Source organism: Pseudonocardia sp. UM4_GMWB1, assembly GCF_017312155.1.
In the GTDB taxonomy this organism is placed as follows: domain Bacteria; phylum Actinomycetota; class Actinomycetes; order Mycobacteriales; family Pseudonocardiaceae; genus Pseudonocardia; species Pseudonocardia alni.
In genome coordinates, this window is sequence record NZ_QJPN01000001.1 from 438,056 (window position 1) to 452,707 (window position 14,652).

Consider the following 14,652-nt stretch of genomic DNA (forward strand, 5'->3'; position numbering starts at 1 on the left):
GAAGGCAGGTATGCGCGCACTCGTCACCGGTGGAGCCGGCTTCATCGGCTCCACCCTGGTCGAGTCCCTGCTCACCCGCGGCGACGACGTCCTCGTCGTCGACGACCTCTCCGCCGGGACCCGGGACAACCTCGCCCCGGGTGTCACGGTGGCCGAGTTCGACGTCCGCGACACCGCCGCGCTCACCGCGCTGGCCGCGGAGTACCGCCCGGACGCGGTGTTCCACCTGGCCGCCCAGATCGACGTACGCCGTTCGATGGCGGACCCGGTGCACGACGCCTCGGTCAACGTCCTCGGCACGCTGAGCGTGCTGCAGGCGGCCCGGGACGCGGGCGCGGGCGCGGTCGTCGTCTGCTCCACCGGCGGCGCCATCTACGGCGACGGCGCCCCCCTGCCGACGACCGAGGCGGAGCCGGCCGAGCCGGAGTCGCCGTACGGGATGAGCAAGCTCGCCGCGGAGCGCTACACCCGGTTCTTCGTGCGGGCGCACGGCCTCCCGGCGCTGGTGCTGCGCTTCGCGAACGTCTACGGGCCGCGCCAGCACCCGGCGGGCGGGGCCGGGGTCGTCTCGCTGTTCTGCGACCGGGCCCGCACCGGGCTGCGGCCGACCGTGTTCGGCGACGGCGGCCAGACCCGCGACTTCCTCTACGTCGGCGACGTCGCCCGGGCGGCGCTCGCCTCGGCCGACCGGCTCGCGGCCGGGGAACTGGCCGGCGAGGTGTTCAACGTCGGCACCGGAACCGAGTCCACGGTCGTCGAGCTGGCCGCGACGATCGGGGAGATCGCCGGGCTCGCCCCGGAGGCGTTCGCGCCGGAGTTCCTCCCGGCCCGGGCCGGGGAGCTGCGCCGCAGCTGCCTCGACCCGTCGCGCGGGATCGCCGCGCTCGGCCTGCCCGCGCCGACACCGCTCGCCGAGGGCCTCGCACACACCTGGGCCTGGCACACCGGGTGCTGACACGCCGGGCGCCGACACACCGCGGGCCCGGCCCCCGTGCGGGGAACCGGGCCCGGGTGGCGGCCGGCGTCAGCTGTAGACGGCCAGGGTGAGCATCGCGATCCAGGCCAGCGCCAGGACCTGCAGCGCCCGGTCGCCGAGCGCGATCTCCTCGGGCTCGCCGCCGGTGCCCCGGTCGACGTCCACCGAGTAGCGCAGCACCGCGATCACGAACGGCACGATCGACAGCACCGACCACACCGAGTTGTGGTCCTCGCGGATCTCGAACGCCCACAGCCCGTACATGACGATCATGACGGTGGCCGAGAGCGACCAGATGTAGCGCAGGTAGGACGCCGTGTAGTTCTCCAGCGACTTGCGGATCTTGGCCCCGGTGCGCTCGGCGAGGTTGATCTCCGCGTAGCGCTTGCCGGCGACCATGAACAGTGAGCCGAACCCGGTGACCAGCAGGAACCACTGCGACAGCGGGATGCCGGTGGCCACACCGCCGGCGATGGAGCGCATCAGGAAGCCGGAGGCGACGATGCAGATGTCGAGCACCGGCTGGTGCTTGAGCCACAGGCAGTAGGACAGCTGCACCGCCACGTAGACGGCGAGCACGATGATCAGCTGCCAGGTCACGGCGAACGACAGCGCGATCGCCCCGGCGAACAGCACGCCCGCCGCGACGAAGGCCAGCGGCACCGGGACGATGCCGGACGCGATCGGGCGGCGGCGCTTGGTCGGGTGCGCCCGGTCGGCCTCGACGTCGAGCGCGTCGTTGACCAGGTACACGCCGGACGCGGCCAGCGAGAACGCGACGAACGCGATCAGGCAGTCGATCAGGATCGGAACGTCGAACAGTTGGCCGCTGACGAACGGCGCGGCGAAGACCAGGACGTTCTTCACCCACTGGCGGGGGCGCATCGTCTTGAGCAGGCCGCGGGCGACCATCGCGGTGGTGCGCTCGGACGGGTCCATCGGCACGTGCGGGGCGTGCTCGGCGGCGACGGCGGCCGGGGCCGCGTCGGCCTCGTGGCCCTCGGGGGCGCCTGCGTCGTCGGGGGCGTCCGGGACGACGGGGGTCTGCGGGTCGGCGGCCCGGGCGACCTTCTCCTTCTCGGAGTCGTCGCGGTCGACCTTCGTGGGGTCGGTGCTGGTCATGCGCTCACCCTCCGGTGGTGGGGTTGCGTGAGATCACGCGACGCGCGGTACCGGCGACGGCCGCGCCGAGCGCGGTGCCGGTGGCGACGTCGGTCGGGTAGTGCACGCCGAGGACCAGGCGCGACAGCGCCATCAGGCCCACACCCGCCGCGGCCACCGGGCGGGAGCGCCTGCCCAGCAGGCCGCCGTAGAGCACGGCGGCGGCGGTGGTGGACGTGGCGTGCGAGGACGGGAAGCTCAGCCGGCTCGGGGTGCCCACCAGGACCCGGACCGCGGGGTGGTCGGGGCGGCGGCGCCGGACGACGCGCTTGATCCCGATCGAGGCGCCGTGCGCGAACGCGACGGCCGCGGCGGAGCCGAGCCACTCGCGCCGGCGGGGGCGGTCCAGCGCGGCACCCACGACGCCGATCGCCAGCCAGCCCGCGGCGTGCTCGCCGAACAGCGACATCCCGCGGGCGACCCGCACGGTGGTGTCGCCTCCGAGAGCGCCCTGCACGGACGCCAGCACGGCGACCTCGCCGGTGGGCGGGACGTCGGCGGGCGGTTGCGGACCGGAACGGTCCAGGGTGTCTGCCGTGTCAGCCACGGGTGGGGGCCTCCTGGCGCGGACGCTGGCACCCGGCTCGCGGGCGATGACAGCCGGTGATGGTACGCGCGGGCGGGGTCGTGGGCCGGGTCGGGGCGGCCCGTGGGACCGGGCATGACCGCTCGTCGACGGGCGGGTGAACAGCGCCGGGTGCGCTCAGAACCAGCGCTCCAGGATCTCGGCGAGCCCGTCGTGGGTGTGCGGTGCCGTCACCTCGTCGGCGAGCCCGACCAGGTCCGGGTGGGCGTTGCCCATCGCGACGCCGAGCCCGGCCCAGCGCAGCATCTCCCGGTCATTGGGCATGTCGCCGAACGCCACGGTGTCCGCCGCGGTCACCCCGAGACGGCGGGCGACCTCGGCCAGGCCGGTCGCCTTGGTGACCCCGGGGGCGGAGGCCTCCAGCAGCCCCGACGAGTGCGAGAACGTCAGGTCGGCCAGCCCGCCGGCCTTCGGTGCGAGCGCGTCCATCATCTGCTCGCTGGTCAGCTCCGGGGAGCGGATCAGCACCTTCGTCGCCGGGCGGCCGAGCAGGTCCTCGCGGCTGGTGGAGCCGCCGTCGTGCTCGCCCCAGGCGTGGACGTAGCCGGGGTCGGTGAGGAACTCGTCGACGATCCCCCGCGGGCCGCCGTCGCCCTCGGCGTTCCCGACGCGCTCGACACCGAACCCGCAGCCGGGGAACAGCTCCGCGGCGAGGCCGGCGAGCTCGCGGATCGTGGCGGGCTCCAGGGTGTGCGCGCCGAGCACGGCGTCGTCGGCGGCGTCGTAGAGCACCGCGCCGTTCGCGCACACGCACAGCCGCACCAGGCCCTCGGGCAGCCGCGCGAGCACCGGCGGGATCCAACGCGGCGGGCGGCCGGTGACCAGCACGAAGCCGGCGCCGGCGGCGACCGCCCGCTCCAGCACGGCGACGGTGCGCGGGGTGACCGCGCCGCCGTCGTCGAGGAGGGTCCCGTCGACGTCGGTGGCGACGAGCCGGGGCGCGTTCTCGACGATCACACCCAGAGCGTACGGAACCGCGCGGAGACCGCCCCCGGACGACCGCGTGGCGGTTACCCTCGAACGGTGCGCGTTCTGGTGGTGGCGGCCCCGCTGTCGGGGCACCTGACACCGCTGTTGCCGCTCGCCCACGCGCTCTGGGACTCCGGGCACGAGGTGCTGCTCGCCGGCGGGGGCGACGCGCACCCGCTCCCCGGGACGGACCCGCTGCCGTTCATCGACGTCGCCCGCAGCCTGCGGGTGGGCAGGCTGGCCGCGCGTTCGCTCGTCGCGCACCCGGTGACCGCACGGGCCGAGCTGGCCGGGCGCGGCGGCGACGCCGGGGTGCGCTCGCTGTTCGGCCCGGTGAACGAGGAGCTGACCGACGCGCTGGTGACCGTCGCCGAGCAGTGGCGGCCCGACGTCGTGGTGTACGAGCCCCTCGCGGTCGCGGGGGCGCTCGCGGCCGCCCGGCACGACGTCCCGGCGGTGCTGCACGAGAACGGCCTGCTCGACGGGTTCGCGCTGGTCCGCACGTTGCTGGACTCCCGCCCCCTGCAGCGTGCCCGGCTCCGGCACGGGCTGCGCGGGGTCCCGCCGCCGGCGATCGCGCTGACCATCGCCCCGTCGAGCCTCGTCGGGGCGCGCGACGCGCTGGCCGTGCGGCCGGGGCGGACCCGCGGCTCCGGCCGGTCCTCGCTGCCCGCCTGGCTGAGCGGCCCCTCGGTCCGCCCGCGGGTGCTGGTGCTGCGCGGCGGCGGACCGGTGCGCGGGGACCTGCAGTCCTCCGCGGTGCGCGCGCTGCAGGGCGTCCGCGCCGACGGCACGGACTGCGAGCTCGTGCTCGTCCGTCCCCCGGCGCGGCTGCTGCGCCACCACGGGCCGGGGGTGCGCACCGTCGGGCGGGTCCCGCTGGACGAGCTGCTGCCGGCCTGCGCGGCGGTGCTGCACGACGGCAGCGCCGCGCACGTGCTGGCCGCGCTCGCCGCGGGCGTCCCGCAGCTCGCGCTGCCCGGGCCCGGCGACCGGCGGCACAACGCCGAGCTGGTCGCCGCCCGCGGCGCCGGGCTGGGTGGCCCGTTCACCGCCGACACGCTGCGCAGGCTGCTGCACGACGGCGAACTCGCGGCCGCCGCCCGCGACGTCCGCGCCGAGATCGCCGCGATGCCGACGCCGCAGGCCAGGGTCGAGGTGCTGACCGCCCTGGCCTGAGCGGCGTCGGGACGGTGGGCCTAGAAGACGGCGACCGCGACGATCAGACCGAGCGCGACGTGCGCGGCCGCGACGACCTTCGCCACCGCCCGCGGCTCGTCGGACTGGATGACCTCGCCGATGTCGATGCCGGTCACCCACTCCAGCAGCCGCACCGCGGCGACCTGGGCGATGATCCCGATCAGACCGAACACCAGCGACGACACGACGCCCTGCAGCAGCGAGCCGTACGAGCCGTAGATCGCGGTGACGATGATGAACGCCATCGACAGCATCCCGGCCGAGGTGATCGTGACCGCGTTCGGCAGACCGCCGCGGACCATCGCCGGGAGCTTGCCGGGCGTGGTGAGGTCGATGGCCCAGAAGCCGACCAACATGAGCAGGGTGCCGATCACGGCGTAGAGCAGGATCGCGCCGACACCGCGGCCGAGGAAGCCCCAGTACGTGGCGTCGAACGCCTGGGCGAGGATCACGGGAGGTACCTCCGGGGAGCGGGGGTGTGCAGGAACCGGTGCAGGAACAGGGTCAGGACTCGGGGATGCGGTGCGGCACGAAGGCCGCGCCGTCGTCGGTGATCAGGCCGGCGGTCTCGCGGATGCCGAGCCCGGCGGCGGTGTCACCGACCAGCCAGGCGCCCAGGCAGGGACGGAACCCGTCGAATTCGGGCAGCGGGTCGAACATCTGGTAGACGAAGCCCTCGTCGCCGTAGACGCCGCCGGTCGCGGTCTCGTAGCCGGGGGCGACGATCTGGATGTTGGCGCCCTCGCGGCCCAGCAGGGGCTTGCGGACGTACTCGGTGAGGATGCCGGGGTTGCCGAGCGAGGCGGGCAGCAGGTTCGGGTGCCCGGGGTACATCTCCCACAGCACCGCGAGCAGCGCCTTGTTCGACAGCAGGGTCTTCCACAGCGGTTCGAGCCACAGCGTCTCGGGCAGGCTGCGGGTGACGTGCTTGCCGAACTCGTCCGACAGCATCCACTCCCACGGGTAGAGCTTGAACACCGTCGACATCGGAGCTTCCTCGAGGTCGACGAAGCGGTCCAGTGCGGAGTCCCAGCCGATGTCCTCGATGGACAGTCCGACGGTGTCGAGGCCCGCCTCGGCGGCGGTCTCCTGCAGGTAACCGACGGTGATGTGGTCCTCGCCGGTGGACTCGGCGCCGGACCAGGTGACGTGCACCTCCGACGACGGCAGCAGACCCTTCAGCTCGCCCCAGCGTTCGACGAGCTTCTCGTGCAGGGAGTTCCACTGGTCGTCGCCCGGGTGGACGTCGGACAGCCAGTGCCACTGCAGGATCGAGGCCTCCAGCAACGAGGTGGGGGTGTCCGCGTTGTACTCGAGCAGCTTGGCCGGGCCGGAGCCGTCGTAGCGCAGGTCGAAGCGGCCGTAGAGGTGCGGGTCCGAGCGGCGCCAGGACTGCGCGACCTGCTCCCAACACCACTCGGGCAGCGCGAAGTCCCGGAACCGCTCGGTGGTGACCACGTGGTCGACCGCCGACAGGCACATCGACTGGAGCACCTCGACGTCGGCCTCGAGGGACAGGACCTCGTCCATCTCGAAGACGTAGTGCACCGACTCGTCCCAGTAGGGCCGCTCGTTGCCCGAGCCGTCCCGGCCGGGGGTGCCGAAGGCGAGCCCCTGCTCGGCGACGGTGCGCTGCCAGTCCGGACGGGGGGTGCCGCGTTCGCGTCGCACGCCTCAGCTCCCGCTGGAGAAGCCGGAGCCGCCCGAGGACGACGACGACCCGCCGCCGACGCCGAGACCGCCGCGGGAGATCGTGCCGCTGCGGTTCGCCGAGCCGATGGTCGAGCCGGTCGTGCCGCTGCGGACCGTGGTGCCGCTCGGCGGCGGGGACACGTTCCCGCCGGTCGCGACCTGGCCGACGCCGCCGCTGCCGCCGTAGTTGTAGTGGTACTGCCGGCCGCCGCCGCCCAGGAAGATCGGGACGAAGGCGAAGCCGCCGCCCCCGTTGGACACCTGGCCCTGGCTCTGGGTGCCGCTGCAGTTTTCGTCCGGCACGACGACGCCCTGGTCGTCGACGCAGCGCGCCTCGACCGACTCGCTGCCGCCACCGGACCCGGCGTAGACGGCCGCGATCAGGGCGACGACGCCGACGGTCGCGCCGGCGCCGATCAGCACCCGCTTCGTGGTCTTGGAGCGGGCCTCCTTGAGCCGCACCGCCTCCCGGTCCGCGCGCAGCTTCTGCTCGCGGGCGCGCTTCTCGGCGAGCGTGGGCTCGCGCGGCGCGGTGCTGCCGTCCTGCTGCCGGATCCGGCCGCGCGGGGCCTCGGCGGGCTGCTCGGCGGGCGCGTTCGCCCACGGCGCCGTCGCCGGTCCGTCGGTCTGCGGTGTCGGCGTCGTCGACTGCGGCTCCGGTGTCGCGCCCCCCGGTGTCGCCCTCGGCGTACCGGCGGGCGGCGTGCTGTCGTCCGGGCCGCCGCCGGCGCGCGGTCCGTCGGTCATCGCTGGTCCCCCATCGTCACTCCCGTCCCCCGCGCGCACCGTACCGGGAGCGGCCGACGACCACCGGCCGTTCCCGGATGACGATTCGGCTGCGTTTCACCCACACCCGCCCGGACGAGTGGTCGCGGTACCCCGTCGCACCGGGCGGACCTGCACGTTCACAGCATCCGGCCGACCGACCGCCGCGCCGGGGCACCGGCCGGGTGAAGCCGGGCCGACCCCGGCTGCATGATGGGGGACGTCATGGATTCCCGCTCCTCCGCCGGCTCCGACCGGCCCGACGCGACCGGCCGCACCGCCGTCCACGCCGGGCAGGGGACCACCTCGGTGCTGTCCCGGCCGTCGGCCACGCCGGTGGCCCCGACCCGTCGGCGACGGTCGTCGGAGGCCTCCGGACGCGCGGGCGCAGGGCGGGGCGGGCTCCTCGGGGCCCGCCGGGTCGGGATCGGGATCCTGGTCGGCGCGGTGTTGATGCTGACCGTCGCGTCGGTCGACTCGCTGCTCGGTGCCGAGGTGCCCGTGCTGGGGTCGTTCGCGTCCTCCGGGGTGCCGAAGGTGGAGGAGCCCCCGCCGCTGCCGCCCCCACCGGACACCCCGGGCACCTGCCTGAACTGGACCCGGTCCGACGCGACCGACACCGCCGCCGTCGACTGCGCCCGGCCGCACCTGTTCGAGCAGGCGGGACGGGTCGCGCTGACCGACCAGCCGACGTTCCCGGCCGACGAGGCCTGGCAGAAGCTCGTCGCCGACCGCTGCACCCCGGTGGTCACCACGTACCTGAACGGCAAGTTCGACCCGGACGGGAAGTTCCGGGTGGGCGCGCTCAAGCCGTCGCAGCAGCGCTGGGACAGCGGCGACAAGGGCATGCGCTGCGGCCTGCAGATGGCCTCGCGCAGCGGGGAGATGTTCCCGATCACCGGCAAGGTCGCGGCTCAGGACCAGTCCGCGGTCCAGCCGGTGGGCACCTGCCTCGCCATCGACGGCCGCACCGTCGGCGACCCGACCGACTGCGCCGGGCCGCACGCCGTCGAGGCGGTCGGGCTGGTCGACCTGGGTACCGAGTTCACGGAGGACTGGCCGGCCATCGAGGACCAGGACAAGTTCCTCCAGCCCGCCTGCACCGACGCCGCGAACACGTTCGCCGGCAACGACCAGGTGATCGGCGCCAAGGGCCTCACCGTCTACTGGGGCAACCTCTCCGAGGAGTCCTGGAAGGCCGGCAGCCGCAAGGTCAACTGCAACATCGGCACCCTGCTGCCGGACAACAGCGGCTTCGCCTCGATCACCGGCTCGGTGAAGGGGAACCTGGTCGTCTCCGGGCAGCCCGCCGCCCCGGCACCGTCCGCGCCCGGTGCGCCCGCTCCGGACGGTGCCCCGGCCGACGGGTCGGCCACCCCGGCCCCCGGCTCGCAGGCCCCGGTCGAGCAGCCCGACGGCGAGCAGCCCGCCGCCCCCGACGGCGGCGCCGGACAGCCGGACCTCGACATCCCACCCGGCCTGCCCGGGCTGTCGGGCAACTGACGTGCCGGTGGCGATGCCCGCCGACCGGTTCGACGAGCTGGTCTGCGAGGCGCTCGACCTCGTGCCCGCCGAGCTCGCCGCGGCGATGGACAACGTCGTCGTGCTGGTCGAGCCGTGCCACCCCGACGAGCCGGACCTGCTCGGGCTCTACGAGGGCGTCGCGCTGACCGAGCGCACCGCGGACTACGCAGGCGAGCTGCCGGACCGGATCACCGTGTACCGCGACGCCGTCCTCGACTTCTGCGAGGACGAGGAGCAGGTCGTCGACGAGGTCGCGATCACCGTCGTCCACGAGATCGCGCACCACTTCGGCATCTCCGAGGAGAAGCTGCACGAGCTCGGCTGGGGCTGACCCCTACCGGTGGGTGGCGCGCCGCCCGCCGGGCATCGCGTCCCACAGCTCCGGGACCCAGCCGCCGGGGTCGCGACGCAGCACGACCCGGCCGGTGTTGGGGACCGGGCGCTCGCGGCCGTAGGTGACGTCGGGGTGGCCGGGTCCGGAGCCGTCGTGCCCGCCGAGCAGCGCCAGCGACAGGATCCGGATCGCCGCCCCGTGGCTGACGACGACGACCGCCCCCTCCGTCACGCCGGAGGTCACCGCGGCGAGGTCGGGCAGCGCCCGGCCCCACACGTCGCGGGCGGACTCGCCGCCGGGCATCGCGCGGTCGACGTCACCGTCCCACCAGGCCTCGAAGACCTCGTCGAACGCGGCGCGGGCGTCGTCGCCCTCCTGGCCCTCGAGGTCCCCGACGAACACCTCGTGCAGGCCCTGGAGCAGCTCCACCTCGCGTCCGAGCGCGCGGCCGATCGGGGCGGCGGTCTCCTGCGCCCGGGTCGCCCGTGACGCGTACAGGCCCTGCACGGGCCATCCGGCGAGTAGCCCGGCGACCTCCTCGGCCTGCGCGTGACCCAGCTCGTCCAGCCCGGGGCCCGGCAGCGCGGTGTCGAGGCGGTGCCGCACGTTCGACGGGGTGCGGCCGTGCCGGACCAGCACCAGGCGCAGCGCGCCGTCGTCCGGCGGGACCTGCGCGATCCGGGTGCCGGTGCCGACGGCCGCGAAGGAGGCGGCGCCGTCGTGCTCGTCGTCGGTCTGGTGGCTCACGTGTCGGCTCCCCGTCGGACCGCGGCGAGCCAGCGCTCGGACGCGGCGTAGTCGTCGGCGGTGGCGACACCGAGCGCCGCCACCGGGCTCCCCACCCCGGCCGCCGGGGCGTCCGGTGCGGGATCGGATCGCGGGAACGACCCGAGATAGATCAGCCGGTCGCAGCGACGGTGCAGTGCGGCCAGGGCCTCTCCCATCGCCGGGTCGGCGACGTGGCCCGAGCAGTCCAGGTGGAACCAGTACTCGGCGTGGCGGCCCTTCACCGGGCGGGACTCGATCCGGGTCAGGTCGATGCCGCGGACGGCGATCTCGGTGAGCAGGCCGAGCAGGGTGCCGGGGCGGTTCGTCGTCGTCGCGGCGAGGGTGGTGCGGTCCCAGCCGGTCGGCGCCGGCGGCGGGCCGGGGCGGGTCAGCAGCACGAAGCGGGTGACGGCGCCCGCGTTGTCGGCGATGTCGTCGGCCAGCACCTCCAGGCCGTGCTGCGTGGCTGCGAGCGGGGCGGCGACGGCGGCATCGACCTCACCCCTGGCGGCCTGGGCCGCGGCCTCCGCGGTGGAGGAGCTGACCCGGACCTCGGCGGCCGGCAGGTGCTCGGCGAGCCAGCCGCGGGTCTGGGCGATGCCGTGGCCGTGGGAGGCGACCGAGCGGATCGCGTCACCCGTGGTGCCCGGGCGGCCCATCAGGCAGAACCGGACCGCGATCCGGGCCTCACGGGCGATCACCAGCGGCGGATCGGCGACGAGCCCGTCGAGCACCGGCGGGACGGCGCCCTCGACGGTGTTCTCGATCGGCACGCAGCCGGCGTCGACGGAGCCGTCGCGGACCGCCGCCAGCACCGCGGGGGCGCCGGGCAGCGGCACGAGCTCCGCGCCACGCGACTCGGGCAGGGTCAGCAGGGCCTGCTCGGTGAACGTGGCGTGCGGCCCCAGGAATCCGATCCGCATCCGATCCGTCCTGATCAGTCCAGCAGTCCGAGGGCGACGAGGTCGGCGATCGGGACCGGCTCCGGGTCGACGCCGCAGCGCGGCAGGACGGTGCGGACCTGCTCGACGGCGGCCTCGGGCAGCTCGTCGAGCTCCCGGGCGAGCTTCTCGCCGTCGGTGCAGGCCAGGGCCTCCTCGGCCGGGTCGGGCGAGGCGCTGACCCCGGTCATCCGCGCGACGGCGGCGATCAGGTTCAGCAGGCCGTGGCGGCCGCGGGGCGTCGACGCGGACGGGTCCTCGCGGACGATCCGGTCGATGCCCTGGGCCGAGATCCCGCCGGTGCCGCTCTCCAGGCCCGCCAGCAGGAACTTGTGCACGTCGACGATCTCCGGCACGTCGGAGGCGCGCGGCCCGCCGAGCCGGATCTTCGGGGTGCAGCCGTGCTCGGCGACCCTGCGGACGGCGGCGAGCCAGGCGAGCGTGCCCTCCTCGTCCCCCTCGACGGGGCGGCGCGGCTCCACGACCGGGGTCACCTCGTCCGGCACGAACTCCGAGACGCGTTCGAGCCAGATGCCGTCGACGTCCGGCGGTGCGGCGCACTCGACGGTGCTCGGGGTGAGCAGGCTGGAGCGGGAGAACACGGTCGACAACGCCTTCGGCACCGCACCCAGCCCGGTGTCGACGACGAGGGCCAGCTCCGCCGGCCGGCTCGGCGCGGAACGGGCGAGCTCGGTGACGACGGCGGGCAGCTGCGACGCGGGGCAGACCAGCCGTCCGACGAGGCCTCCGTAGTGGCCGTCGCGGGCGGCGAGATAGCGCGACACGACGGCGTCGACGCCCGGTGCGACGGTCCTCGGCTGCAGCAGGCTGGTGTCATCGACCAGCGCAGCGAGCAGCGGACGGATCGGCCACGGGTCGGCTGAGGAACCCGAGGGCACGGTCATCACGCCGACAGACGCTAACGGTCGGGTCACGGCGCCCCCGCAGAGGGGGTTGCCCCCCCTGCGTCACAGGGCACTGGACAGGCGACACTGCCTACTGCTTAGGTAAGGGTTACCTAATCGGAGGTGAGAGTGGGAACGACCCGAGTGCGCCGCCCCCCGACGCCCGCCGTCGCCGAGCGAGCCCGCAGCCTCGTCACCCGTGGTGGCCGCGCGGCACTCGTCGGCACCGGCGAGCCGGAACCGTGTGCGCCGCTGATGCACCACACCTGGCCGGACGGCACGACCGACCTGCTGCTGCCCGACGACCACGTGCTCCGCGAGCGCGCCCGGCTCACCCTCGACGGGCTCCCGGTGATGCTCGAGCTGACCGGCAGCACGCCGGTGCCGCTCGACGAGCCGGTCCGGGAGCTGCTGTGGCTGGTCGGGACCCTGCAGGAGCCGGACCCGACGACCGGCCGGGAACGGGCGCTGCGGCTCGCCGAGAAGGCCCCGCACCCCAACCTCCTCGACGCCGGGCGCGGCGCCACCCTGCTGCGGCTGCACCCGTCGTCGGCGGTCTACTCCGACGCCGAGGGCTGCGCGCCGGTCTCGCCGACCGAGCTCGCGGCCGCCGAACCCGACCCGTTCTGCCGGGTCGAGCAGGTGTGGCTGGAGCACCTGGACCGGGCGCACCCGGAGATGCTGTGCGCGCTGCGCCGGCACCTGCCCGACGGGCTGGGGTTCACCGGCGGCCGGGTCCGCCCGGTCGGCGTGGACCGCTTCGGGCTCCGCGTGCGGGTGCCCACCGCGACCGGCACCCAGGACGTGCGGCTGGCGTTCTCCGCACCCGCGGACACGCCCGAGGAGCTGCAGCGCCGGTTCGCCGAGCTGGTGGGCTGCCCGGCGGCCGGGGGCCGCTGAGCCGGGCTCAGGGACCGGCGGGTGCCAGGTGCTCGGCCTGCACCTTCCGGGTCACCTTCCGCTCGGCGACGAACGACGCGACCGGGATGGTTCCCGCGGCCAGGATGACCACGGCGAACACCGGCTTCCACCGGCAGCGCTCGGCCAGGATCAGCGTGCACACGATGTAGATCATGTACAGGAAGCCGTGCACCATCCCGATCAGCGCGACCGGCCGCGGGTCGCCGAACAGGTACTTCGCCGGCATCGCGTAGAAGGTCAGCAGCAGCAGGCCGACGCCGGTGACCCAGGCGGAGACCCGGTAGGCCTTCAGAGCGGTCGCGACGGTCACGGGGTGGACTCCTCCCGGTGCCGGGCCGCCAGGCGGGCCAGCTCCTCGTTGTAGGCCCGCAGCTGCGGATCGGTGCTGCGGGGCGGGGCGGCGTTCGCCGGGCGGGACGTGAACGGCGACGGGCCGGCCGGGGGTGCCGGGACGGCGGGCTCGGCGGTCGACGTCGAGGCCGACGCAGCGGCCGGCTCCGAGGCCGACGCAGCGGCCGGTGTCGGGGCCGCGGCCGGGACGGTCCCCGCGACCGGCGTCCCCGACCCGGCGACGGGTGCCTCCGCAGCCGACGGCGCCCTGTCCGGCGCCCCCGCGGCCCCGCCGGGTCCGGCCGCGCCCGCCGCCCGCAGGTCGGCGATCTCCATGCTGAGGAAGCGCCACCACATGACGCCGAAGAAGACGGCGAACAGCGGCCACTGCAGGCCGTAGCCCACGTTGAGGGCCGAGCCCATCGCCGACCCCGCACGTCCCCACTGCCAGATGGCCAGCCAGGTGCAGGTGACCATCGCGCCGAGTGTGAGGACGTGCCAGACCATCCACCTCGGGGACAGCAGCAGCCGCATCACGCCGACCAGGGTACGCACCCCGGCATGGCGACGGCCGCGCCCCGACGAGCGCTCGGTCACTCGCCCGTCCGGTGGTCCCCCGACCGCCCGGTGGTCCCTCGCCCGCCCGATCGGATCACCTGCCCACGCCCCACCCGCAACCCCGCGACTCGGCCCGCGGAGCCCTCCGACACCCGGTGCGATGATCGGCCCATGACGAGCGGACCGGTCCCGGCACGACCGCGTGGGGCCCTGCGGGACTGGCTGAGCCCGGCGCCCCCGTCCTTCCCGGGCGTCGCCACCGACCCCCGCGAGCGACGGCTTATCGGCCTGGAGATCGCCGTCGTCCTGACCGTGACGCTGGGCCTGTCCGCGGTGCGCAGCGCGCTGTCGTTGCTCGAGGCCCTGCTGAACCCCGCCCCGCTGGCCGACCAGCAGGTCACCCTGAACGCGCCCGCGTCCACCGACGCCTGGATCGACCTCGCGTTCCAGCTGGTCCGCGCGCTGCAGCTGGCCGGATGGGGCGCGCTGGCCGCCTACCTGCTGCTGCGGGCGGGCATCGCGCTGCGCCGGGTCGGGCTCGACGGGCGGCGGCCGTGGCGCGACGCGGCGCACTCCGCGGGCCTGGCCGCGCTGATCGGCCTCCCCGGGCTGGGGCTCTACCTGGTCGGACGGCTCGCCGGGATCACCCCGGACGTCGCGCCCAGCACGCTGACCGACCAGTGGTGGCGGATCCCGGTGCTGGTGCTGTCCGCGGCGGCGAACTCCTGGGCGGAGGAGGTCGTCATGATCGGCTACCTGCTCACCCGGCTGCGGCGGTTCGGCTGGTCGGAGAACCGGTCGGCGTTCGCGGCCGCCGTCCTCCGCGGGTGCTACCACCTCTACCAGGGGATCGGCGCGTTCGTCGGCAACCTCGTCATGGGTCTGGTGTTCGCGCGCTACTGGCAGCGGACGAACCGGCTGTGGCCGCTCGTGGGCGCCCATCTGCTGATCGACGTCGTGGCGTTCGTGGGGTACGCACTGCTCGGTGGCGTGCTTCCGTTCTGACCCGGGAAAGCGGCCCT

Annotated in this window: 17 protein-coding genes; 6 read left to right on the plus strand and 11 right to left on the minus strand. The window is 75.0% G+C overall.

Going from position 1 to position 14,652, the window contains the following annotated elements; all coding sequences use genetic code 11:
- The first annotated feature begins 10 nt into the window (after window positions 1–10).
- On the plus strand, window positions 11–955 hold the full coding sequence (locus DMP15_RS02185) for an NAD-dependent epimerase/dehydratase family protein (protein WP_073573774.1): 945 nt from the start codon (window positions 11–13) through the stop codon (window positions 953–955).
- A 69-nt stretch (window positions 956–1,024) separates the two neighbouring features.
- On the opposite strand, the gene DMP15_RS02190 is transcribed toward DMP15_RS02185, so the two are convergent.
- From DMP15_RS02190 to DMP15_RS02200, 3 genes are all read right to left on the minus strand, one after another.
- Entirely contained in the window at window positions 1,025–2,098 is a 1,074-nt protein-coding gene (locus DMP15_RS02190) for a decaprenyl-phosphate phosphoribosyltransferase (RefSeq protein WP_161152499.1), read from the minus strand.
- A 4-nt stretch (window positions 2,099–2,102) separates the two neighbouring features.
- Window positions 2,103–2,684: a phosphatase PAP2 family protein gene (locus DMP15_RS02195; protein ID WP_301549059.1), complete on the minus strand. Its 582-nt coding sequence runs from the start codon at window positions 2,682–2,684 to the stop codon at window positions 2,103–2,105.
- 156 nt (window positions 2,685–2,840) lie between these two features.
- Entirely contained in the window at window positions 2,841–3,680 is an 840-nt protein-coding gene (locus DMP15_RS02200) for an HAD hydrolase family protein (protein ID WP_161152498.1), read from the minus strand.
- 66 nt (window positions 3,681–3,746) lie between these two features.
- Between DMP15_RS02200 and DMP15_RS02205 the strand changes: the two genes are divergently transcribed.
- Window positions 3,747–4,871, plus strand: coding sequence for a nucleotide disphospho-sugar-binding domain-containing protein (locus tag DMP15_RS02205; RefSeq protein ID WP_073573771.1), 1,125 nt, complete (start codon window positions 3,747–3,749; stop codon window positions 4,869–4,871).
- 20 nt (window positions 4,872–4,891) lie between these two features.
- On the opposite strand, the gene DMP15_RS02210 is transcribed toward DMP15_RS02205, so the two are convergent.
- The 3 genes from DMP15_RS02210 to DMP15_RS02220 are packed head-to-tail and all read right to left on the minus strand — an operon-like array spanning window position 4,892 to window position 7,331.
- Window positions 4,892–5,344, minus strand: coding sequence for a DUF350 domain-containing protein (locus tag DMP15_RS02210; RefSeq protein WP_083474448.1), 453 nt, complete (start codon window positions 5,342–5,344; stop codon window positions 4,892–4,894).
- 52 nt (window positions 5,345–5,396) lie between these two features.
- Window positions 5,397–6,563: a glutathionylspermidine synthase family protein gene (locus tag DMP15_RS02215; RefSeq protein ID WP_062399176.1), complete on the minus strand. Its 1,167-nt coding sequence runs from the start codon at window positions 6,561–6,563 to the stop codon at window positions 5,397–5,399.
- 3 nt (window positions 6,564–6,566) lie between these two features.
- Window positions 6,567–7,331 carry a hypothetical protein gene (locus tag DMP15_RS02220; protein ID WP_202416630.1) on the minus strand — a complete coding sequence of 255 codons (765 nt, stop codon included), beginning with the start codon at window positions 7,329–7,331 and terminating at the stop codon, window positions 6,567–6,569.
- Window positions 7,332–7,574: 243 nt separating this feature from the next.
- Between DMP15_RS02220 and DMP15_RS02225 the strand changes: the two genes are divergently transcribed.
- On the plus strand, window positions 7,575–8,852 hold the full coding sequence (locus tag DMP15_RS02225; RefSeq protein ID WP_157818400.1) for a septum formation family protein: 1,278 nt from the start codon (window positions 7,575–7,577) through the stop codon (window positions 8,850–8,852).
- Between the two features lies 1 nt (window position 8,853).
- Window positions 8,854–9,204, plus strand: a complete 351-nt coding sequence (locus DMP15_RS02230) for a metallopeptidase family protein (protein ID WP_208623007.1) — start codon at window positions 8,854–8,856, stop codon at window positions 9,202–9,204.
- 3 nt (window positions 9,205–9,207) lie between these two features.
- Here the strand turns inward: DMP15_RS02230 and DMP15_RS02235 are convergent, their stop codons facing one another.
- The 3 genes from DMP15_RS02235 to DMP15_RS02245 are packed head-to-tail and all read right to left on the minus strand — an operon-like array spanning window position 9,208 to window position 11,821.
- The gene (locus DMP15_RS02235; RefSeq protein ID WP_157818399.1) at window positions 9,208–9,954 is read right to left on the minus strand and encodes a histidine phosphatase family protein; all 747 of its coding nucleotides are present in this window, start codon (window positions 9,952–9,954) and stop codon (window positions 9,208–9,210) included.
- A complete protein-coding gene (pheA, locus tag DMP15_RS02240) occupies window positions 9,951–10,898 on the minus strand; it encodes a prephenate dehydratase (RefSeq protein ID WP_100879150.1) in 948 nt (315 codons plus the stop codon). The genes DMP15_RS02235 and pheA overlap by 4 nt, the downstream gene beginning before the upstream one ends.
- 14 nt (window positions 10,899–10,912) lie before the next feature.
- Window positions 10,913–11,821 carry a hypothetical protein gene (locus DMP15_RS02245; protein WP_083657987.1) on the minus strand — a complete coding sequence of 303 codons (909 nt, stop codon included), beginning with the start codon at window positions 11,819–11,821 and terminating at the stop codon, window positions 10,913–10,915.
- Between the two features lie 129 nt (window positions 11,822–11,950).
- Between DMP15_RS02245 and DMP15_RS02250 the strand changes: the two genes are divergently transcribed.
- Entirely contained in the window at window positions 11,951–12,721 is a 771-nt protein-coding gene (locus DMP15_RS02250) for a DUF2470 domain-containing protein (protein ID WP_073573767.1), read from the plus strand.
- 7 nt (window positions 12,722–12,728) lie between these two features.
- On the opposite strand, the gene DMP15_RS02255 is transcribed toward DMP15_RS02250, so the two are convergent.
- Window positions 12,729–13,052, minus strand: coding sequence for a DUF3817 domain-containing protein (locus DMP15_RS02255; RefSeq protein ID WP_073573766.1), 324 nt, complete (start codon window positions 13,050–13,052; stop codon window positions 12,729–12,731).
- Window positions 13,049–13,627: a hypothetical protein gene (locus tag DMP15_RS02260; RefSeq protein WP_337825394.1), complete on the minus strand. Its 579-nt coding sequence runs from the start codon at window positions 13,625–13,627 to the stop codon at window positions 13,049–13,051. Before DMP15_RS02260 ends, DMP15_RS02255 begins: the two co-directional genes overlap by 4 nt.
- Window positions 13,628–13,801: 174 nt before the next feature.
- On the opposite strand from DMP15_RS02260, the gene DMP15_RS02265 reads away from it, so the two are divergent.
- On the plus strand, window positions 13,802–14,635 hold the full coding sequence (locus DMP15_RS02265; protein WP_073573765.1) for a CPBP family intramembrane glutamic endopeptidase: 834 nt from the start codon (window positions 13,802–13,804) through the stop codon (window positions 14,633–14,635).
- The last annotated feature ends 17 nt before the right edge of the window (window positions 14,636–14,652 follow it).

What these genes read in the sequence shown, in the direction of transcription:
- DMP15_RS02220 (WP_202416630.1), bottom strand. Translation starts at nt 7,331, where the DNA reads ATGACCGACGGACCGCGCGCCGGCGGCGGCCCGGACGACAGCACGCCG.
- DMP15_RS02225 (WP_157818400.1), top strand. Translation starts at nt 7,575, where the DNA reads ATGGATTCCCGCTCCTCCGCCGGCTCCGACCGGCCCGACGCGACCGGC.
- pheA (WP_100879150.1), bottom strand. Translation starts at nt 10,898, where the DNA reads ATGCGGATCGGATTCCTGGGGCCGCACGCCACGTTCACCGAGCAGGCC.
- DMP15_RS02185 (WP_073573774.1), top strand. Translation starts at nt 11, where the DNA reads ATGCGCGCACTCGTCACCGGTGGAGCCGGCTTCATCGGCTCCACCCTG.
- DMP15_RS02265 (WP_073573765.1), top strand. Translation starts at nt 13,802, where the DNA reads ATGACGAGCGGACCGGTCCCGGCACGACCGCGTGGGGCCCTGCGGGAC.
- DMP15_RS02245 (WP_083657987.1), bottom strand. Translation starts at nt 11,821, where the DNA reads ATGACCGTGCCCTCGGGTTCCTCAGCCGACCCGTGGCCGATCCGTCCG.
- DMP15_RS02190 (WP_161152499.1), bottom strand. Translation starts at nt 2,098, where the DNA reads ATGACCAGCACCGACCCCACGAAGGTCGACCGCGACGACTCCGAGAAG.